Origin of the sequence: Pokkaliibacter plantistimulans (assembly GCF_003194385.1) — a bacterium.
Taxonomy (GTDB): Bacteria; Pseudomonadota; Gammaproteobacteria; order Pseudomonadales; family Balneatricaceae; genus Pokkaliibacter; species Pokkaliibacter plantistimulans.
The window spans coordinates 17,450-38,784 of sequence record NZ_LAPT01000075.1 but is presented as its reverse complement, the minus strand read 5'-3'; the positions used below and the strand labels follow the sequence as shown (position 1 = coordinate 38,784).

The 21,335-nt window shown below is 52.9% G+C and carries 18 protein-coding genes; 3 read left to right on the top strand and 15 right to left on the bottom strand.

What is annotated here, in order from left to right:
• Positions 1–98: 98 nt before the first annotated feature.
• From fnr to WH50_RS15290, 3 genes are all read left to right on the top strand, one after another.
• Positions 99–872, top strand: a complete 774-nt coding sequence (gene fnr, locus WH50_RS15300) for a fumarate/nitrate reduction transcriptional regulator Fnr (protein ID WP_279305940.1) — start codon at positions 99–101, stop codon at positions 870–872.
• Between the two features lie 178 nt (positions 873–1,050).
• Positions 1,051–1,584: an adenine phosphoribosyltransferase gene (locus WH50_RS15295; protein WP_104154205.1), complete on the top strand. Its 534-nt coding sequence runs from the start codon at positions 1,051–1,053 to the stop codon at positions 1,582–1,584.
• 254 nt (positions 1,585–1,838) lie between these two features.
• Entirely contained in the window at positions 1,839–2,147 is a 309-nt protein-coding gene (locus WH50_RS15290) for an ArsR/SmtB family transcription factor (RefSeq protein ID WP_110188090.1), read from the top strand.
• A 51-nt stretch (positions 2,148–2,198) separates the two neighbouring features.
• Here the strand turns inward: WH50_RS15290 and WH50_RS15285 are convergent, their stop codons facing one another.
• From WH50_RS15285 to asd, 15 genes are all read right to left on the bottom strand, one after another.
• Positions 2,199–4,940 carry a bifunctional acetate--CoA ligase family protein/GNAT family N-acetyltransferase gene (locus WH50_RS15285; RefSeq protein ID WP_110188083.1) on the bottom strand — a complete coding sequence of 914 codons (2,742 nt, stop codon included), beginning with the start codon at positions 4,938–4,940 and terminating at the stop codon, positions 2,199–2,201.
• 179 nt (positions 4,941–5,119) lie between these two features.
• On the bottom strand, positions 5,120–5,575 hold the full coding sequence (locus tag WH50_RS15280; RefSeq protein ID WP_104154210.1) for a flagellar basal body-associated FliL family protein: 456 nt from the start codon (positions 5,573–5,575) through the stop codon (positions 5,120–5,122).
• Complete coding sequence (locus WH50_RS15275; protein WP_110188082.1) at positions 5,572–6,795, bottom strand: O-succinylhomoserine sulfhydrylase; 1,224 nt, start codon at positions 6,793–6,795, stop codon at positions 5,572–5,574. The genes WH50_RS15280 and WH50_RS15275 overlap by 4 nt, the downstream gene beginning before the upstream one ends.
• Positions 6,796–7,014: 219 nt before the next feature.
• Complete coding sequence (gene purF / locus WH50_RS15270; protein WP_110188081.1) at positions 7,015–8,529, bottom strand: amidophosphoribosyltransferase; 1,515 nt, start codon at positions 8,527–8,529, stop codon at positions 7,015–7,017.
• Between the two features lie 67 nt (positions 8,530–8,596).
• Positions 8,597–9,091 carry a CvpA family protein gene (locus tag WH50_RS15265; RefSeq protein WP_104154214.1) on the bottom strand — a complete coding sequence of 165 codons (495 nt, stop codon included), beginning with the start codon at positions 9,089–9,091 and terminating at the stop codon, positions 8,597–8,599.
• A 96-nt stretch (positions 9,092–9,187) separates the two neighbouring features.
• Complete coding sequence (locus WH50_RS15260; RefSeq protein WP_110188080.1) at positions 9,188–9,841, bottom strand: SPOR domain-containing protein; 654 nt, start codon at positions 9,839–9,841, stop codon at positions 9,188–9,190.
• Positions 9,842–9,965: 124 nt separating this feature from the next.
• A complete protein-coding gene (gene folC / locus WH50_RS15255; protein WP_110188079.1) occupies positions 9,966–11,255 on the bottom strand; it encodes a bifunctional tetrahydrofolate synthase/dihydrofolate synthase in 1,290 nt (429 codons plus the stop codon).
• A 178-nt stretch (positions 11,256–11,433) separates the two neighbouring features.
• Positions 11,434–12,327 (bottom strand): acetyl-CoA carboxylase, carboxyltransferase subunit beta, encoded by an 894-nt coding sequence (gene accD, locus WH50_RS15250; RefSeq protein ID WP_104154218.1) that lies wholly within the window; start codon positions 12,325–12,327, stop codon positions 11,434–11,436.
• A gap of 91 nt (positions 12,328–12,418) precedes the next feature.
• On the bottom strand, positions 12,419–13,222 hold the full coding sequence (gene trpA, locus WH50_RS15245) for a tryptophan synthase subunit alpha (RefSeq protein WP_110188078.1): 804 nt from the start codon (positions 13,220–13,222) through the stop codon (positions 12,419–12,421).
• Between the two features lie 9 nt (positions 13,223–13,231).
• Positions 13,232–14,452 (bottom strand): tryptophan synthase subunit beta, encoded by a 1,221-nt coding sequence (trpB, locus tag WH50_RS15240; RefSeq protein ID WP_243410125.1) that lies wholly within the window; start codon positions 14,450–14,452, stop codon positions 13,232–13,234.
• Complete coding sequence (locus WH50_RS15235; protein WP_110188076.1) at positions 14,436–15,065, bottom strand: phosphoribosylanthranilate isomerase; 630 nt, start codon at positions 15,063–15,065, stop codon at positions 14,436–14,438. The genes trpB and WH50_RS15235 overlap by 17 nt, the downstream gene beginning before the upstream one ends.
• 123 nt (positions 15,066–15,188) lie before the next feature.
• The gene (gene truA / locus WH50_RS15230) at positions 15,189–16,031 is read right to left on the bottom strand and encodes a tRNA pseudouridine(38-40) synthase TruA (protein WP_110188075.1); all 843 of its coding nucleotides are present in this window, start codon (positions 16,029–16,031) and stop codon (positions 15,189–15,191) included.
• A gap of 144 nt (positions 16,032–16,175) precedes the next feature.
• Positions 16,176–18,596, bottom strand: a complete 2,421-nt coding sequence (locus WH50_RS15225; protein ID WP_110188074.1) for a FimV/HubP family polar landmark protein — start codon at positions 18,594–18,596, stop codon at positions 16,176–16,178.
• 241 nt (positions 18,597–18,837) lie between these two features.
• Positions 18,838–19,857: an aspartate-semialdehyde dehydrogenase gene (locus tag WH50_RS15220; protein ID WP_110188073.1), complete on the bottom strand. Its 1,020-nt coding sequence runs from the start codon at positions 19,855–19,857 to the stop codon at positions 18,838–18,840.
• A 295-nt stretch (positions 19,858–20,152) separates the two neighbouring features.
• Positions 20,153–21,265 carry an aspartate-semialdehyde dehydrogenase gene (gene asd, locus WH50_RS15215; RefSeq protein ID WP_110188072.1) on the bottom strand — a complete coding sequence of 371 codons (1,113 nt, stop codon included), beginning with the start codon at positions 21,263–21,265 and terminating at the stop codon, positions 20,153–20,155.
• Positions 21,266–21,335: the final 70 nt, after the last annotated feature.

Here is a 21,335-nt window from a genome sequence, read left to right as displayed (position 1 = left end):
GTCCAGAGATTTTTTTCCTTCACCTGTGCACGCACATACACCATACTGTCACACCTGACAGTTGGTTCATTTTTTAAATTACGTGCAGGGAAACGATTATGGCTGAGCACCCCCACATGGAACCGATCATTCGTAATATCAAACAGGCTCACTGCCAGCATTGCAGCCTGAACTCTCTGTGTCTGCCGCTATCCCTGAGCTTTACCGAGATGGATCGCCTGGATGGCATCATCGATAAAAGCCGCCCGCTGAAGAAAGGCGAACATCTGTTCCGTCAGGGTGATAATTTCTCATCCGTTTTTGCCGTACGCGCCGGTGCCATCAAAACCTACACGGTTACCGATGAGGGTGAAGAGCAGATTACTGGCTTCTATCTTCCCAGTGAGCTGCTGGGACTGAGTGGCATCCACGAATCACAGTACCCGGTTTCTGCCAAAGTGCTGGAAACCACTACTGTCTGTGAAATTCCCTTTGAGAAGCTGGATACCCTTTCCGGGCAACTACCGGAGCTGCGGAAAAACTTGCTACGTACCATGAGCAAAGAAATTCGTGAAGAACAGCAAATGATGCTGTTACTGAGCAAGAAGAATGCTGATGAACGCGTAGGTACCTTCCTGGTGCGTCTATCTCAACGATTCAAACTGCGTGGTTTCTCTGCTACTCATTTCCGTCTGCCCATGTCACGTAACGAAATCGGCAACTATCTGGGTCTGGCAGTAGAGACAGTGAGTCGTATCTTCACCCGCTTCCAGAAAAATGAACTGATCGCGGTTGAAGGCAAAGACATTCGTGTGATTGACCTGAGCGGCCTTTATGCCGCAGCGGGTGAGTGTGAACACGTAGACACCCATGTACTTGCCAAGCAAGCCTGATAAGTGATAGCCGCCTGTGAGCGATGAGGCTGACTCAAAGCAGACTCTTCGCGAGCAGGCAGCGGGTTTCTCAGCCAGCCAGTTTGAGGTAACCTAGGCAGGAATTATCCATTCGGTTTATTCCGGCCATCTGATCCTGCCCTGTGCAGGATTTTTACTCTCTAAGGATCAACCAACCATGGCTTTTGATGCTTCCTACGTAAAGTCAGTGATTCGTGCCCTGCCTGACTGGCCTGAGCCTGGCGTCACTTTCCGTGATATCACGCCCATTTTTAAAGATCCTAAAGCATTACGCACAGTGACTGACGGCTTTATTGAGCGCTACGTCACTTCCGATATCACCCACATTGCCAGCATTGACGCACGTGGCTTTCTGGTGAGTGCCATTCTTGCTCACCAGCTCAATAAGCCGCTCATTCTGGTACGCAAAAAAGGCAAACTGCCCGGCGACACCATCAGCCAGTCCTATGACCTTGAGTACGGCAGTGCAACCCTGGAAGTACAGACTGATGCCTGTGGCCCCGGCGACAAAGTACTGATTTTTGATGATCTGATCGCCACAGGTGGCACCCTGATTGCCGCCTGCTCGCTCGTCCAACGCCTAGGCGGCAGCGTCAGTGAAGTTGCTTCCATCATCGACCTGCCAGGTTTGCAAGGTTCCCAGAGACTGCAAGACTCCGGCGTGTCAGTATTCTCTCTGATTGCATACTGATGCTGAGCTCGCTCCGGATGCCGGAGCGAGCCTTTCCCGGAACAGCTCATCGCTTTTAGCCGCCAGTCTTGATACGCATCAGCACACCCTTCCCGGCTAAATTGCACAGCTCCCTTCGATACAGTACGATGTTGCAAGATGTAACCGAGCACAGAGTGCTGACAGTATCTTCTGAAAATCCTTTGTCTCCAGACTCTGCTGTTTGAGGAGAACATTGTTTGAATAGTGCCACTCAGCCAAACGCCACCTATGGCATGACACCAGAAACGCTGGAAATGATGAAAAGGAATGCCTCTGGCGCGGCTAAAGTCCTCAAAGCACTAGCCAATGAAAGCCGTCTTCTTATTTTGTGCTATCTGGATGGCAAGGAGCTTTCGGTCACAGAACTCAATACCTGCCTTGATCTCAGTCAGTCAGCACTGTCACAGCATCTTGCTGTGCTGCGCCGGGATGGGCTGGTTAAAACCCGGCGAGAATCCCAGACCATTTACTATTCCTTGTCCGGTGATGTCGCCAGTCAGATTATCCGCACACTTCACGACACCTATTGCCCTGAGATGTAAGCAGGCTGAAACCGCACTTCTCTTGCACATAGGCATATGAACCTGACGACATCACCCCAACGATAAGCGATGGAACTGCCAGTCCTCTTGAGGCGGGTTAAGAGGTAAGCGCATATCCACCACCTCTTCTTCAGCGTTGTAGGAATTCTGAAAGCCAAGTGACTTGGCCAGCTTCTGCATGCCCAGATTCGTCGGCAATGTTGACCCCACCAACTGCAACGTGCCCCGGCTGCGGCAATACTCGGTGATCTTGTTCATCAGCAGCCGCCCTAACCCCTCTCCCTGCATGTCATCCCGGATCACAATCGAAAACTCCGCTGTAACGTTATCCGGGTCGGTGATGGCACGCACCACGCCCAATGTCTCGTACTCGTAGCTCTGGTCTTGCTTCAGTGCGGTCGCGATAAAAGCCATCTCTCGGTCGTAGTCAATCTGTGACCAGTTTGCCAGTTCAGAATGATTGGGTACTGAGCGACTGTAGAAATAGCGCAAACGCACGGTTTCCGGGCTGAGACTTTTATAGAACTGCAGATGTGCTGGCTCGTCTTCGCCCCGAATGGGCCGCAGCTCCACCTCTCTGTTGCTTTTCAGCAATGTAGCCCACTCACGCAAATGCTCCGGATAGGCGGGAATGCATAAGGGTACCGGCTCTCCCAGCGAGACACTGACGTCGACAGCGAGTAATCCTTGTTTGTTTAACAACAGTGGATTGATCTCAAGTGCTTTGACCACCGGCAAGTCCACCACCAGCTGCGATAGCTTGACCAGCATCTGGCACAGGGTATTGATGTCCTGATCAATCCTGTAGCTGTTTTCCTGAATAATCCGGTGCACTCTGCTTTGCTCGATCAGCAAGCGAGCCAGCGACATGCTCAGAGGTGGCACCCCTAACTGACGATCACCCAGAACATCAACGGTGTAACCACCCACACCAAAAACGATCAGCGGACCAAAAACCGGATGCTGGGTTATGCCCACATGCATCTGCATGGATTGAAAGCCACGTTTCATCTGCTGAACGACAAAGCCATCCAGCTCGTTGTCCTGATAGCGCTCACGCATACGATAATCGAGGCGAGTGACGCGGCGTCGGATCTCGTCCTCTGAATACATATCCAGTGCCATGTCCTGCCAACGTTTGGTCAATAGCTGGTCATAGGCAAAGGGATAGCGATTGTCCTTGTGCAGAGCCTTGACTGCGACCCCCTCCTCGTAAAACCGCCCGACTTTTAGCACTTCTTCAACTGAGGTCGCGTAAGAAGAATGAGCAGAGGGAATACCGTAGTAGTTGACCAGCTCCATGGACTCGGCATGGGTAAGGTAGTCCCGGCCACTGCTATGAATACCATCCACCAGCGCTTTGGCACGCATGCGATGAATGGACTGCTCCTGCAGTACATAGTTGGGTGGCGTTTGTCGCGTCACTTCCTGATTGCGGCGGTATTCAACCATGTGCATAAAGCCTTCTACCGCTTTTTCAGGAGTGATATAGGTCGGAATACCTGCGGCACTTAACAAGTTACGTGCCGGTATGGCACTGGCTCTTCCCATCCAGCTGGTTAGTACCTGGGTGGATGCAGACTTCTGCACCCTGATAATCGCTTCAGCCGTCTGTACGCAGGGCGCCAGACGAGTCGGTGCATGAATCATCAGCACCGCATCCACATTCGGATCACGACTGACAATCGACAGCGCCCTGGCAAACTGCTCAGGCGTTGCCGTCGCATTGAGATCAACAGGATTAGCGCGACTCCAAAAAGGCGGTAGCACCTCAGCCAGATCAGCAACGGTCTGCTCTGACAACTGCGCCAGCTTGCCACCTTTACGTATCAAGGCGTCGACCGCCAGTGCATTCGGCCCCATGCCGTTGCAAATCAACGCCAGCCGGTCACCTTTCAACGGCTTGCTGCGGCTTAGCGTCTCCAGCGCATTAAAAACTTCATCAGAGGTTGTCACCCGCACGACCCCTGCCCGGCGCAACACGGCATCGTAGACCTGATCTTCACTGACGACACCACTGTCCACTGCACTCTGTAATGCCCCAGCCTGATGCAGAAAGGCACTTTTCAGAATGAGCACCAGTTTATTTCGTGCTGCCGAGCGTACCGCCGAGACAAAGTGTCGGGCATTGGTAATACGATTGAGCTGCAACACGATGGACTGGGTATATGGATCCGCCGCGAGGTAATCGATGATGCTGGGCAGATCGACATCGACCGAGTCGCCAATGGTAAGAAAATGGGAGAAGCCAATCCCCTGACCTGTCGCCCAGTCGATCATGGCGGTACCGACAATACCGGACTGGCCGACGTAGCCCACTTTCCCTTTCAGTACATTGAGATGGCTGTAACTGGCATTCATATTGTGGCCAGGAACCAGTATTCCCAGACAGTCTGGCCCCATGATGCGAATACCATAGGGCTTCGCAGCTTCTTTAACCGCCTCACGCAGGGGTCGGCTTTCCTCGCCCTGAGCAAGATAGCCACCACTCAGAATAATGGCAGCACGTACCTCGCTGGCACCAAGCTTACGAATCAGTTCCGGAACACGCTCAGGAATAGAGCAAATGACCGCCAGATCTGGCAGTTCAGGTAAGTCGGCAAAACCCCGATAACAAGGAACACCGAATACGGTTTCCGTTGCCTCGCGGTACACCACATAGAGATGCCCTTCAAATCCGCTTTCCTGCAGATTCCGAACGACCACGCCGCCGAGATTATCAGGCTCCTCCGTGGCACCAAAGACCACGATGGATTTTGGTTTGAAGAATCGTTTGAGGTATTTGGTACTCAATTCATCTCTCCTGACCATAAGTAAGCGGCATCTGCTCCCCATACTCCGGAGCACATCGGTCCACTACACCTGATAACTACCCATCCGTCTTAGCAGCAGATAATGACATTACGGCTGCAAAGGCAACACCATGCATTATGGGGTGGCGAATCTGACAAGCCGTTGATCAATATCAGAGATCATTGTGCCTTACGATCAACCCACAGATGATCGACCAGCACACGCTGAATCTGCATCTTGGGATCTTCTTCCTGCAAGCCCTGATTGACGAAGTCCCGCACCTGCATCAGCACCAGCTCACGGCTGCGTTCATCCTTTACTGACTGCATATTCACCTGAGCCAGAGCGAGATTGAGATAGTGTTGTACCAGTGGCATGTGAGACTGCAGACGCTTCTTGGCATCCACAGAAGCGGCCTCTAGCGTAATGGAGATATCCATGCGCACCGCACCCGGCACCGCGAGCTGTGTCTCAGGAACCTGTAGAAAATGCTCCGGAATCGGGTCGCGATTTCCTGACGGGGAAATCGCGCCTTCAAACTGCAGTACCTTGGCGAAGTCGGAGTTATCCGACTTGTCACAGCCTGCCAGCAGCAGGCATACGGCGACGCCAAGGTAGCGCAGGCGGACGGTCATAGATGGTCAAGACCACGTGCCAGATCAGCTTTGATATCGTCAATATCTTCCAGACCAACGGAGACACGAATCAGGCTTTCCTTGATGCCTGCTTCAGCTTTCGCTTCGGCAGTCATCTTGCCGTGTGTCGTTGTTGACGGGTGAGTAATCGTGGTTCGGGTGTCCCCCAGGTTACCCGTAATGGAGATCATGCGCGTGCAATCAATAACCTTCCACGCCTCGTCCTGCCCACCCTTCACCTCAAAAGCAAGCAAACCACCAAAACCTTTCTGCTGACTACGCGCCAACTCATGCTGTGGATGGCTCTTAAGACCAGAGTAATACACCCTGGATACCTTGGGATGCTGTTCCAGCCACTCAGCCAACTCCTGTGCACTGGCACTGTGTGCCTGCATACGAATACGCAGTGTCTCCAGCCCCTTGAGGAATACCCAGGCATTGAATGGGCTCATACTCGGGCCAGCGGTACGCAAGTAGCCGAATACTTTCTCCATGTCCTGATGGTTACCAATCACCACCCCACCCAGGCAACGCCCCTGTCCATCGATATATTTGGTGGCAGAGTGCACCACAATATCTGCACCCAACTTCAGAGGCTGTTGCAATGTTGGTGTCAGAATACAGTTATCGACTGCGACTTTGATGCCATGTGGACGTGCGATGGCAGCCAGTGCACGAAGATCAGCCACTTCGGCCAAGGGATTGGAAGGGGTTTCAAGAAAGAACAACTTGGTGTTGGGTTGCACTGCGGCTTCCCACTCTTGCGGCTTGTTCACATCCACATAAGTGGTCGTGATACCAAACTTACCCAGATATTTGTCGAACAGAGCAATGGTCGATCCAAACACGCTACGAGAGCAGACGATATGATCACCCTGCTCCAGCATCCCCAGTGTCAGGCTGGAAATGGCCGCCATCCCGGAAGCGGTCGCGACGGCACGCTCACCACCTTCCATCGCTGCAATACGCTGCTCAAAAGTACGGACAGTGGGATTGGTGAAACGAGAGTAGATATTGCCATCGGCATTTGGGAATCGGCGTGCAGCTTCTGCCGCACTGCTGAATACGAAGCTTGATGTTGGGAAAATCGCTTCGGCATGCTCAGCTTCCATGGTCCGCACATGTCCAGCGCGCACTGCCAGAGTATCTTGCGCTGCCCCTTCGAGGTCATTTTGCAAACGGGCCAGAGGATCATTAGAAGAAAAAGACTGCTCAGACATTTGCGGTAAATCTCCACATAAATAGACCAGCCGTGACGACACACAGCCTGACGGTCAAATGACGGATACGATACCAATTCCTGCCAGTATTAATCCAGCACGGCAGTGACTCCGCGTGTGGCCAGTTAACACAAATAACTCGCTAAACGAGCGATGCTCACAAATGACAACGCCACCCGAAGGTGGCGTTGTCATTTAGTCAATATCTGTCCCGCACATTTAGCTCAGGCGTTTGAGCATGTCTGCGGTTTCATTGTCACCAAGCTCTTCGTCAAATTTGGCGCCATCGTTACGAGCCGCTTCCAGTTTGGCAAAATACTGCTCATCAACGTCACCAGTAACGTAGTCACCATCAAATACAGAGCAGTCAAACTGGATCGCGGGCGTATCGGCACCGGCCGTTGATTCAATCAGATCACCAAGATCCTGATATACCAGCCAGTCAGCACCAATGTACTCAGCCACTTCTTCGTCGGTACGGCCGTGACCGACCAGCTCTTTAACTGCTGGCATATCAATACCGTAAACGTTTGGATAGCGAATGGCAGGAGCGGCCGAGGCGATGTAGACCTTCTTAGCGCCACACTCGCGTGCCATCTCAATAATCTGTCGTGAAGTGGTTCCACGCACGATAGAGTCATCCACCAGCATGACAACACGATCGCGGAATTCGAGCTCAATCGGGCTCAGCTTCTGCCGGACGGACTTCTCACGAATTTTCTGCCCGGGCATGATAAAGGTACGACCGATATACCGGTTTTTGACAAAGCCTTCACGCATCTTCACGCCCAGCTTAAGCGCCATTTGCATGGCCGCTGTACGGCTGGTATCGGGAATAGGAATGACAACATCAATATCATGTTCGGGACGTTCACGCAGAACCTTGTCTGCCAGAAACTCGCCCATACGCAGACGAGCTTTGTAAACAGAAATACCATCGATAATGGAGTCAGGACGCGCTAGATAGACGTGTTCAAAGATACATGGGCGGTATTCGGTGTGTTCTGCACAGACTTGGCTGAACAGCTGTGCATCTTCACTGAGGAAAATCGCTTCACCGGGTTTAACGTCACGCAGCAACTTGTAGCCACCGCCAATCAGTGCACAACTTTCGGATGCCACCATGTACTCAGGCTTACCAGCGGTCTCGCGCACACCAATACACAGAGGACGAATACCGAAGGGATCGCGAAATGCCAGAATGCCATAGCCGGTAATCATGGCCACAACAGCATAAGCTCCACGAACACGCTTGTAGACCTGGCCCATGGCACTGAACAAATCTTCCGGCGTCAGCTTGAGCTTGTGCAGAATCTGCAGCTCGTGAGCCAGAATATTGAGGAGCACTTCGGAATCCGAAGAGGTATTTAAATGACGCAGATCCTCACGGAACAGATCTGCTGCCAGCTCTTCGGTGTTAGTCAGGTTGCCATTATGAGCAAGAGCAATACCGTAGGGAGAGTTGACATAGAAGGGTTGGGCTTCAGCGGAGCTTGAACTGCCAGCGGTGGGATAACGCACATGCCCGATACCGATGTTACCTACCAGCTGCTTCATGTGACGGGTGCGGAAAACATCTCGCACTTGCCCATTGTCCTTGCGCAGGAAGAAGCGCCCATTCTGACTGGTGACCATCCCGGCCGCATCCTGGCCACGATGTTGTAGCACCGTAAGTGCGTCAAATATTTCCTGGTTAACATGGGAATTGGCAACGATGCCGACAATACCGCACATGAAATACACCTCAGTTGAACATGCTTAGCCAGCACCGCTTTCGGGCAGGCATCTGTCAGTGAAACTATCAGCTTCCTACTGACAGTATGGCTCCCGACACATCTTTAAGAAGGCCAAGAGACCAGGACTCCATCATCTTGAATTCAGGCACCAGTCGTGACGACTGCCACCAGTAGTCATTGACTACGGGCGTGTAAGATAACAAGGCCACCGCTACCACAATCAGCACACACCCCCGGGCAATCCCGAAGGCCATGCCCAGCACGCGATCAGTTCCACTTAAACCCGTCGCTTTCACCAGCTCTCCGACCAGGAAGCCAATCATCGCGCCGACAATCAGCGTAATGATAAACAGGGCGATGAACGCTGATGCCACCCTGATGGAGGGTGTTGCTATATATGGGGTCAGGAGCACACTAAGCTGGTCTGTGAACAGGCGGGCAATTACAAATGCCACGATCCAGGTCAGCAGAGATAAGGCTTCGCGCATGAAGCCGCGCGTCAGGCTGATCAGTCCGGAGACTCCGATGACCCCAAGAATCACCCAATCCGCCCAGTTCATTTACTACTCCTATCCCGATGGCGTGCGCATTCTAGCAGAAGCGCCTATACAGATCACTGGCTTTGAAAAATCGAACCACTTGGTTGATTTTTGCCGTTATTTCGGCACCTGATAACGTACGATCATCGCATCCAGCTTCACCTGTTGCTTGATCTGCGCACGAATGCTTTCCAGCTTGCCACGATCCAACTCGGGGCCGACGAATACCCGGTGCAATGTGCCATCAAAGCTCTGATAGGCCTTGAATCCGGAGTCCATCAGCTTTTTCTGCAAGCGATCCGCATTGGTCTGATCCTTGAAGCTCGCTAACTGCAAAGCCCAGGCAGCGGGCACCCCCTGAGTATCCATCTGCACCTGCGGTGCAGTCTCCTTAATCGCTTTAGGCTCAGCTGGTGGCGGCGCTACCGCAGGTTTAGGAGCAACTGTTTCAGCTACGACCGGCTGAGCAGGCTGAGCAGGCTGAGCCACCGATGGAGGTGGGGGAACGACAAGCTTGGTAGCATCTGCACTCTCAACACTGGGCTCAATGCTGCTATTCGCCACCGGAGGAACCGTTTCATCCAGTTCAGATACCGGCTGCTGAGGCTGATAGGTATCAATCGCAGGCACCGCCGGACGAACCGGCATAGCCTCTGGTACCGGTGGTAAAGAAGGCAAACCTGCACCATCCCAAAAACTAACTGCCCAAAACGCAACCACGATCAATAATGCAGCACCACCAATAATTCGGTGCCGAAGCTCAATTGGCATAGGTAACTCCTCCCCTTCCGCAGGGAACCACACAATATTCCGTTAACGAATCCAACTAATATCTAAAAAGGCCGGGTGAAGCACCTCCTCACCCGACTACCTGCCCATTGACAGCACAAATACATTAGCCTGCGAGCATTTTCTCCAGTGCCATCGACACGGTATAGAAAGAACCAAACACAACAATCAGGTCATCGGCACTACTGACATTAATCAGTGCACTGAGAGCCTCTTCCACTGTATCTGCCTGAGCAATCGACGCCTCAGAGGTCAGGTGAGCTACACGTCTGGCCATCCCTTCTGCGGTTTGACCGCGTGCACCCTGCAATGTCAGCAGTTGCCAATGGCCAATTGAGCTGGCCAAAGCGCCTAAAACACCCTCGATATCTTTGTCAGCCAGCATTCCGCACAACGCATGGACCTTACGGCCCTTTGCATTCCGAGCGAGCCACTTTGCCAGATGTCTTGCCGCTTCCGGGTTGTGGGCGACATCCAGCAACCAATGACGATTCTGCCACTCCATATGCTGAAAGCGCCCTGTCAGGGTCGCATGACTCAGAGCATGGCGACACTGTTCATCAGTCAGCTCAATGCCAAGCCATTTAACCGCTTGCAAGGCCGGAGCCATGTTTCTGACCGGTAGCTGAGGAGCCGGGATGTGATCCACATACCAGGGCCGACCATCCGGTAGCTGTCCGTAACAACGATAATCACCATTGCCCTCATCGATACCAAAGGATTCACCGATTTTCATCAGACGAGCTGCAATTGTCTGTGCATGCTCGGCCAGAGACTGCGGCACATCAGGCTCAGCACACAGCGCCAGGCGATCTGGCCGGAATATACCTGCCTTCTCAAAGCCGATAGCCTCACGATCACTGCCCAGCCAGTCCGTGTGATCCAGATCCACTGAAGTCACTATGGCAACATCACCACTGACGATATTAACTGCATCGAGGCGGCCACCAAGCCCGACTTCCAGCACCGCCAGATCCAGATTCGCGCCTGCCAGCAGCAGTAGCGCAGCAAGGGTTCCGAACTCAAAATAGGTGAGCGAGATCACCTCGCCCTGCTGCGACAGCGCTGTTTGACAGGCCTCAATGCGCTCAAACACCGCGCACAGCTGCTCATCAGTTACACTCTTGCCTTCAATCGCGACACGCTCGTTGTAACGCAGAAAATGAGGTGAGGTATACGTGCCTGTTTTCCAGCCTGCAGTCATAGCCAGCTGGCTGATATAGGTTAAGGTTGAGCCCTTGCCATTGGTGCCGCCAACCACAACCACCTTTTTAGCAGGCTGCGGCGCTCCCAATGCTTGCCACACCTTCTGTACCCGATCCAGACCCAGATCTATCGCTGATGGGTGCTGTTGCTCCATCCAGGCCAACCAGTCATTAAGTGTGCGCTGTGTCATTATTGAATCCACTGGGATAAACCCTGCCAAAGCCAATCATCTTCCCGGCAAGCGTTTCTGTACGTTAACAAAAATAACGCCGACTCCATCAACCCTGATCGGATCAACGGAAAGTCGGCGACATTAGGGTGCCAGACTCAGCACCACAGCACTCCGGAGGCTTTCACCCCGGCCACTGTTATTCCTCTGCTTCTTCCTGAACTTCCTTGATTTCAGGAAGATGGCTCAATTTACGCAGAATCGAACCCAGACGCTCGCGCATCTGTTTGCGGTGCAGAATCATGTCCAGAGCACCATGACTCAGCAGGAACTCACTGCGTTGGAACCCTTCTGGCAGTTTCTCACGCACCGTCTGCTCAATAACACGGGGGCCGGCGAAACCAATCAAAGCATTGGGCTCGGCCACGTTCAGATCACCCAGCATCGCCAAGCTTGCAGACACGCCACCAAAAACCGGGTCGGTCATGACAGAAATATAGGGCACACCGTTTTGCTTGAGTTTTTCCAGTGCGGCACTGGTCTTCGCCATCTGCATCAGAGAGAACAGTGCTTCCTGCATGCGCGCACCACCAGAAGCCGCGAAGCAGATCAGGGGAATACGCTCTTTCAAAGCATGCTGGGCCGCACGCACAAAACGTTCACCTACCACCGACCCCATGGAGCCGCCCATGAAGTTGAACTCAAAAGCCACAGCAACAACCGGCATACCATCCAGGGTGCCACTCATTGCAATCAGTGCATCCTTCTCGCCAGTCTCCTTCTGGGCAGCCACCAGGCGATCCTTATAGCGCTTGGAGTCCTTGAACTTCAGACGATCACTGGGCTCAACATTCGCACCGATTTCTGCCCGATTTTCCGCATCCAGAAAAACATCCAGACGACGGCGAGCACTGATACGCATGTGATGATCGCACTTCGGACATACATCCAGATTCTTTTCCAGCTCGGGGCGATACAGCACCGCCTCACACTTCGGGCACTTCTTCCACAACCCTTCAGGTACAGATGAGGTTGAGGTTTTACGCTGCACCCGAACGAGGGAAGGAACGATTTTTTCTAGCCAGTTACTCATAGATTCTCCGCACCAACCTTGCGAACTGCGATTGCTCTTCAAACACTGGCAGTGTCCACAGCTCGCCGGCCAGCATCATTTCTTAACTCAGTCAGGCATCCATCGCTTCGCGCATGCTGCGCAATATGGCGGGCACTTCCTGCAATAACGCGGCCCTGTCCTGCTGCAACTCGGCCATCTTGTTGACCAGTACACTTCCCACGATGACACCATCGGCTACCGCTGCGACTGCCTTGGCCGATGCTGCATCGCGAATACCAAAACCAACCCCCACCGGCTGACTGACGTGCTGGCGAATGAAGCCAACTCGCTCAGCCACTTCGGCAGTATTCAGCTGGGCAGATCCTGTCACGCCTTTAAGTGATACGTAGTATACGTAACCAGAACCCGCCTTGCCGATTGCCTCAATTCGCTCAACCTTGCTGGTAGGCGCCAGCAGGAAAACCAGATCCAGACCATGAGCCTGCATCAATGCAGGCACATCATCGGCCTCTTCTGGGGGCATATCGACCAGCAACACGCCATCCACACCGGCGGTGGCGGCCTGCTCGGCGAACGCTTTATATCCCATCATTTCTACAGGATTCAGGTATCCCATCAAGACAACAGGCGTAACCTCATCCTGAGCACGAAATGCTTTGACCATCTCCAGCACATCTGCCAAGCGAGTGCCGTGTGCCAGTGCCCGCTCGCAGGCTAACTGAATGACCGGACCATCTGCCATGGGGTCTGAAAACGGCACGCCCAGTTCGATAATGTCAGCGCCCGTGCCAACCAGAGCATGCATCAGGGGGACTGTGAGATCCAGGCCACCATCACCAGCAGTGATGTAAGGAATCAGCGCCTTACGATTCGCCGCTGCGAGGCGAGCGAAACATCCTGAGATACGGCTCATTACTACTCCTTAGATCTCGATGCCATCAATGCCGGCAACGGTATGAATATCTTTGTCGCCACGACCCGACAGGTTAACGACAAGAATCTGATCCTGAGACATGGTCGGGGCAATTTTGATTGCATGGGCAACTGCGTGGCTTGACTCAAGGGCCGGCATAATACCTTCAATGCGAGTCAGCATACGGAATGCATTCATTGCTTCTTCATCGGTCGCAGCTACATATTCAGCTCTACCGGTATCTTTCAGCCACGCATGTTCAGGTCCAACGCCAGGATAATCAAGACCAGCCGAAACCGAATGTGTACCCAGAATCTGGCCAGCATCATCAGCCATCAGATAAGTGCGGTTGCCATGCAGCACACCTGGGCGTCCTGCGGTCAACGGAGCGGCGTGCTGACCTGTTGCCAGACCCAGTCCGCCCGCCTCGACACCAATCATTCTTACGCTGGCATCCTCGATAAAGGGATAGAACAGCCCGATGGCATTCGATCCACCACCCACGCACGCGACCAGGGCATCTGGCAGACGACCGATTTGCTCCAGGCACTGCTGACGGGCTTCGCGGCCGATGACGGACTGAAAATCACGAACCATTTGCGGATAGGGATGAGGGCCTGCTGCGGTACCAATGATGTAGAAAGTGCTATCAACATTGGTAACCCAATCTCGCATGGCCTCATTGAGAGCGTCTTTCAGCGTGCGCGTGCCAGACGTGACAGGGACCACCGTGGCACCCAGCAGCTTCATACGATAAACGTTGAGTGCTTGACGGCGAATATCTTCCTCACCCATGTACACCACACACTCCAGCCCGAGGCGCGCGGCGACAGTTGCGGATGCCACTCCATGCTGACCAGCTCCCGTTTCAGCGATGATGCGTGGTTTACCTATTTTTTTGGCCAGTAAAGCCTGGCCAATTGTGTTGTTAACCTTGTGCGCACCGGTGTGATTAAGGTCTTCCCGTTTCAGATAAATCTGCGCACCACCCAACTCTCGGGACAAACGCTCAGCATGATAGAGAGGCGATGGACGGCCCACATAATGCTTCAGATCACGATCAAATTCGGCGATGAACTCGGGGTCTTGCCACAAACGCTGATACGTCTCGGTAAGTTCTTCCAGTGCCGCCATCAGGGTCTCAGACACAAAGCGGCCACCATAGGGGCCAAAGTGTCCTCGTTCGTCAGGCAGACTGACCAACGCTTTCAGATCAACTTGCGTCACCACGTAACACCCCTTGTACAAATTGAGAAATGAGAGCGGCATCCTTCTTGCCTGGAGCAGACTCGACGCCACCACTGACATCGACGGCATAAGGTCTTACCCCGCGTACCGCGATATCAATATTATCCGGTGTCAGGCCACCCGCTAGAATCACAGGTTTGCCCACGTTATCTGGCAATACTTGCCAGTCAAAAGTAAGGCCTGTTCCTCCTGGCATACCCGGCATATAGGCATCTACCAGTAAAGCCTGTGCTGAGGAATAGGTTTGAGCCAACGCTATCAGGTCCGTCCCCGGCTTCATCCTGACGGCCTTTATATAGGGCAAGGAAAACGACTCGCAATAGGCTGCATTCTCATCACCGTGAAATTGCAGCAAGCTAAGTGGAGCGATACTCAACACTTTTCTTACTTGCTCCGGCGCTTCGTCCACGAACAAGCCAACACGCTCTACGAAAGGTGGCAACGCCTGGCAGATAACACGACAGAGAGCAGCATCAATAGCTCGCTTGCTCGGTGGGTAAAACACAAACCCTAAAGCATCCGCTCCAGCTTCAACCGCCGCCAGAGCATCCTCGACACTTCGCATACCACAAATTTTGACGCGTGTTCGGGTCATGAAATGCTCGTACCGTCCAAGATAAATGAGTTGAATCCGAGAAAACCGAGATTAATCAAGGTGCCAGATGTTAGCAGAACTACTTGCTGATCCCAATAGAAAGGCAACCCTACCCCGCATGCACTAGCCCTCACCGAAACTGCCCAGAAAATTAGGGCCGGGAGCCTCTTGCGGCAGGATGAATGACTCCGGGTATACCGCACGCACCAGATAAAGGCCAAAAGGCGGTGCGGTCACCCCTCCCAATCGGCGATCCCGAGCATCCAGTACCTCCTTAGCCCACAGAGGCTCAGCCTCACCTGCACCAATCTTTATCAGTACACCTGCAAGATTGCGGACCATATGATGAAGAAAAGCATTCGCCCTTACATTCAATACGATCAGATTGCCTTGCCGCACAACATCCAGTTGCTTCAAGGTCCGCACAGGACTTTTCGCCTGGCACTGAACAGCACGAAAGGAAGTAAAATCATGTGTACCGACAAGATGACGCGCCGCTTCTTGCATTCGCGCCACATCCAGCGGGCGATAATCCCAAGTCAGATGTCGATTGAGCAAGGCGGGCTGTACTCTGTGGTTATAAATTACATAACGATATTGACGCTCTACTGCAGAAAAGCGTGCATGAAAATCATCAGCCACTTCTGTGGCCCAGCGCACACTGACATGATGGGACAGATGGGTGTTGGTACCCATGATCCAGGCCCGTGGATCACGAACAGCCGTCGTATCAAAATGGACCACCTGCTCGCTGGCATGGACTCCTGCATCTGTTCGGCCAGCACACACGACTGCAACGGCCTCATTGGCAACCTTACTGAGCGCGCGCTCCAGCTCTGCCTGCACACTGGCAACACCCGACTTTTGCGCTTGCCAGCCATGATACTCACTGCCGTTATACTCGACACCCAAGGCAATACGAAAAATCTTTGGAGAAATCTCCAGCGACGAATGTGAATTGGTCATTAAGCGTTCTGAATCAGATAAAAAAACACACATTGAAAACAGCCGAGGGCTGTACAGGAAAACACAAGACCGGCGACTTGGCCGGTCTTGTCACTATCTGCAACCCACTCCGATGAGCGGCGTACAGCTATACAATACTCACCTTTAAACCAGCGATGCGAGGAGCTCTTCCGCTTCCTGCTTCTGACTTTCAGACCCCTCTATCATGACCTCGTTCAGAATATCGCGGGCACCATCCGCGTCTTCCATATCAAGATAGGCTCGTGCCAGGTCAAGCTTGGTGGCCACTTCATCAGCCCCGGACAGGAAGGTAAAATCTTCATCGCCCAACGCTTCCTCTTCGACGAATCCGTCCTGATCAGCTTCAGCCAGCAACGCATTGAGTTCATCGTCCAGGCTAAGCAATTCGTCCTCAGATTCCTCAACCGGCTCCTCTTCAACCAGTACATCGGAGCTATCCGGCTCCTCCAACTCACTCAGATCAGCGACATCTTCAAGGTCGGGTATTTCAAGATCAGTATCCATGTCATCAGGATCAGTCTGACCAAGCAAACTATCGATATCATCCTGAGCAGGGTTATCGTCACGATCGACAGGCAAGTCAAGATCATCGCTATTTTCAATGTCACCCAGATCAGTATCCAGGCTTGCGAGATCCGGTTCATTCAACAGCGTCTGAACAAACGCTTCTTCATCCTGGTCGGGCGTGTCGCTTACTTCCAGATCGACACTTTGCGCCAGATCCTGCTCATCAAACTCTCCGATCTGTCGCGACGACTCCTGTTCATCTGCCTCATCAACGTCATCCAGATCGACATCTCCGCCCTCCTCGATACTGGAGGTCATGTCGACAAAGTCATCCTCATGGATATCTTCGATAGGGCTGGGCCGGGCGGGCTCTGGCTCAACAGCCATATCGCCATCATCGACCTGATTGAAGGGGTCGTCACTGTCGATATCCAGATCCAGATCATCATCCAGAAGATCATCAAAGCCCTCGAGCGGATCCAACTCAGCAAAACTGGCCGCAGGCGCAGCTGGCGCCTCACGCACTGGCTTTGGCTCTTCCACCTCAGGCATCATGGCAGCTGCCACAGCAGCACCTGCGGCTACACCGGCTGCCGTCATTGCGCCATCATTGTTACGCATCTGCTCTTCCAGCTCTTTACGGATGCGCTCAAAACCATCGTCGTCTTTCCTGGCCTTACGTCGCATCAAGGCTAACACGCTGACCAGAAGCGCAACCAACCCCGCACCCGCCCCAATCAGATAAGCTGTCGGGATACTGCTGAACATATTCTCGGTTGAAGTCGTCTCAGTAGCAGAAGCAGGCGGCTCGCCAGTCTTCTCCGCCAGCAACTTTTCCAGCCGTTCACGCTCTGCCATTTCTTTGTCACGCTGCTGTTCAGCATCACTCAGTGATGCCTGCAAGGAAGCAAGCTGATCATCCTTGGCCTTGAGCAGTTTTTCGATGGTGTTGACCTGAGCAGTTAGCGCATCCAAACGACTGGACAGATCGGCCTTTTCCCGCTCACTTTTATCGAGTGACTCCTGCGCCAGACTGAGCTTGTTCTCGATATCCTCGTACTGCGCCTTGAGCTGACTTGCGTCCCCCTGCCCTGACATGTTTGCAGCGGCCTTGCCGTCACCTGAGTTCATCAATCGCAGTTGGCCTTCCTCTTTGGCCACCGCAGGGACTTCTTTGGGTTTAGTGGACGCAGGCTTATTCGAGGTCAGTGCCGCCTTAGCTGGCGTTCGACTGCGCCAAAGCTGATTCTGACGCGCTACTTCCTTCAACGCATCATCGAAATTGAGTTTGCGAATTTCCTGCAGCGTCGGTACCTGCAGTGAGGCCCCCTTACGAACACGATTGATGTTGCCATCAATAAACGCCTGAGGATTTACACGTTGAAAAGCCAGCACCACCTGTTGAGGGCTCACACCATTGGGTCGATTACGCGTAGCAATCGTCCACAGCGTGTCATTGCGCCCCACTTTCACAGACTTACCAGGAATGGAAGATGTCTGGCCTTTGGGCTCAGCCTTGACTTCTCGGGCGGCTCCCTCATCAGCGCTTGCCCCTAGACGCCCCCCAGTAAAAGGTTGATCTGGCGTTGAAAATCCTGAGTTGGCGTGCGCCCCTTCCGGCAAATCGCCTACTAATTTGACACTGGGCGCCGGGGGATCAAAAAAAAGGGTGTACTCACGTGCGAGCTTCCCTTGTGGCCAGCTCACCTCAACAACGAAGTTCAGGTAAGCATCACGCATCGGTTGGCTGGACGTCACCTGGATAAATGCCTGATTACCACGCTGCATTAAGCGAAAACGCAAATTGGACAGGATAGCAGAAGGTTGAATGCCAGAGACTTTGAGAACCTGCTGATCTGCGAGCTGAACTTTAAGCTGCGAGAGGTCTAAGCCAGCCACATCATTGAGGGGCAGCTCAGCAATCAGAGGCTCATTGAGGAATGACCCCAGAGAAGCGTCCCCCAGTGTCAACGCCCAGACCGACCCTGTCTGCAGGGCACCAACAAGCAGGATACCGGTTGTGAGTTTACGCAGCATTCGACGTCCTAACCCTCTCTTATCCTTTTAGCTGGCATCAGTAGCACTGAAGTTTCAGCAAGCTAGCTGCTGAATCTATACGGAACAACTTAAATCGAGTGGAGATCGCTGATAAGCACTGACTGCTATGTCGTTGAGTTGACAGGCATTACCGCGGCAAACGTTTGGAGTATATGCATAGTGCGGGCCGGTGTCTAACACCGCCCCGACAAGGCTCCTAAGCGTTTCTTGACTGAGAGTGTTACAGATAGCTGGAAATCAGCAGCTCCGCAATCTGCACACTGTTGGTTGCAGCCCCTTTGCGTACGTTATCGGACACAACCCAAAGGTTCAAACCCAAATCATCTCCTGTACGCTGACGTAATCTGCCCACCCATACCTGGTCATTACCTGCGGCCTCATTGGCAGGTGTGGGGTAACCGTCATTCATCAGACTGACACCCGGCGCACTGGCCAATAGCTCACGCGCCTGTTCAAGGGAAATGGCAGCTTTTGTACGCACATGAACAGCTTCTGAATGTCCGAATATAACCGGCACTCGCACGCAGGTAGGGTTAACGATGACAGTGGAATCACCCAGAATCTTTTTCGTCTCGTTAACCATCTTCATTTCCTCACCGCTGTAGCCATCATCAAGCAGCACATCAATGTGTGGCAGCACATTAAAGCCAATTGTGGTTGGCAGCACTGAGCAGGGCGCATCTTCACGCCCCTTACCACTCATCATATGAATCGTCTGCTTTACAAGCTCTTCTACAGCTTCACGGCCCGCACCAGAAACCGCCTGGTAGGTAGCCACATCAATATGACTGATACCTACAGCATCATAGATTGGCTTCAAGGCAACCAGCATCTGGATAGTGGAGCAGTTGGGGTTGGCGATGATCTTGCGGTGCTTGAATTCAGCTACAGCCTCGGGATTGACCTCCGGCACCACCAGAGGTACGTCAGCATCAAGCCGAAAAGCACTGGTGTTATCAATGACTACCGCACCAGCGGCGGTTGCCTTGGGAGCATAAGTTTTTGATACGTCGCTACCCGCAGTAAAAAATGCAATGTCGGCCTGAGCGAAGTCAAACTTTTCCAACTCCTGCACTTTGACTGAACGCTCGCGGAAATAGATCACCTTACCCAGTGAACGATCACTGGCCAGCAGGAACAGTTTACCTACTGGAAACTCGCGCTGCTCCAGCACTTCAACCAAGGCTTCGCCAACGGCACCGGTAGCTCCGACGATAGCGATATTGAATAGCTTGCTCATAGCTAACCTCTGATACATAAAATGTGACACTGCATTGGACCGCGCGAACAGCTACGCAACGTAATGACTGAAAGCACCGGCTCTACAGCAAAATGACCGCGCACTTTATCGACTTGCTCGACACAACACAAGAAATGCCGTCTTGAATGACAACTGACGCTGCCATCTCAACTCCCAACAACAGCTAAAACAAAATGACCCGGATTAACCGGGTCATCAAATAGATCTGCACATCTATGGTGCACGAGCATTAGCGTTATTACCACAGATGCGCTTATGCGTTCACAGCCGCCTATCAATCTTCCAGTAGGATGCGCAGCATACGGCGCAAAGGCTCTGCAGCACCCCACAACAGCTGATCACCCACGGTGAAAGCACCCAAATATTGCGGACCCATATTCAACTTGCGCAGGCGCCCTACAGGCACACTCAAGGTCCCTGTCACCGCAGTGGGAGTCAGTTCCTTCATGGAGATATCGCGGTGATTGGGAACAACTTTCACCCAGTCATTATGGCTGGCCAACATTCCTTCGATATCAGCCAAAGGAATATCCTGATTCAGTTTGATGGTCAGCGCCTGACTGTGACAGCGCATGGCCCCAATACGAACACAGATTCCATCGACAGGAATCGGGTTACCTGTCCGCCCCAGAATTTTGTTTGTTTCCACCTGACCTTTCCACTCCTCCTTCGACTGGCCGCTCTCAAGCTCCTTGTCAATCCAGGGGATAAGGCTTCCAGCCAGTGGAACGCCAAAGTTGTCCGTGGGGAAAGCGTCAGATCGCATAGCTTGTGCGACTTTACGATCAATATCGAGAATTGCACTTGAGGGCGTTTCCAGTTCAGAGGCGACTGCACTTTTCAACGCGCCCATCTGATTCAGCAGCTCACGCATATTCTGTGCACCTGCGCCAGATGCAGCCTGGTAAGTCATGGCACTCATCCATTCGACATACCCTTTCTCGAACAGACCACCCAATGCCATCAACATCAGACTGACCGTACAATTACCGCCAATGTAATTCTTCACACCTTTGTGCAGAGCATCTTTAATGACATTGCGGTTAACCGGATCAAGCACGATCACGCTGTCCTCTGCCATTCGCAACGAAGAGGCAGCATCGATCCAGTAACCTTTCCATCCCTCAGTGCGCAAGCGAGGGAACACATCATTAGTGTAGTCACCACCCTGGCAGGTAATAATGACGTCCATGGCTTTCAGGTCTTCAATACTGAAGGCATCTTTCAGCGTAGGAATATCCTTGCCAATAGATGGACCCGTCTTGCCTACCTGGGAGGTGGTGAAGAATACAGGCTCGATCAGATCGAAGTCTTTCTCTTCCAGCATACGCTGCATAAGGACGGAGCCTACCATGCCCCGCCAACCAACCAGACCAACACGCTTCATGGACATCGTTCTTCTATCTCACAGAATAGCGAGGCAAAAGCTGCCTCCTTCATTTTCATTTTTATAGCGT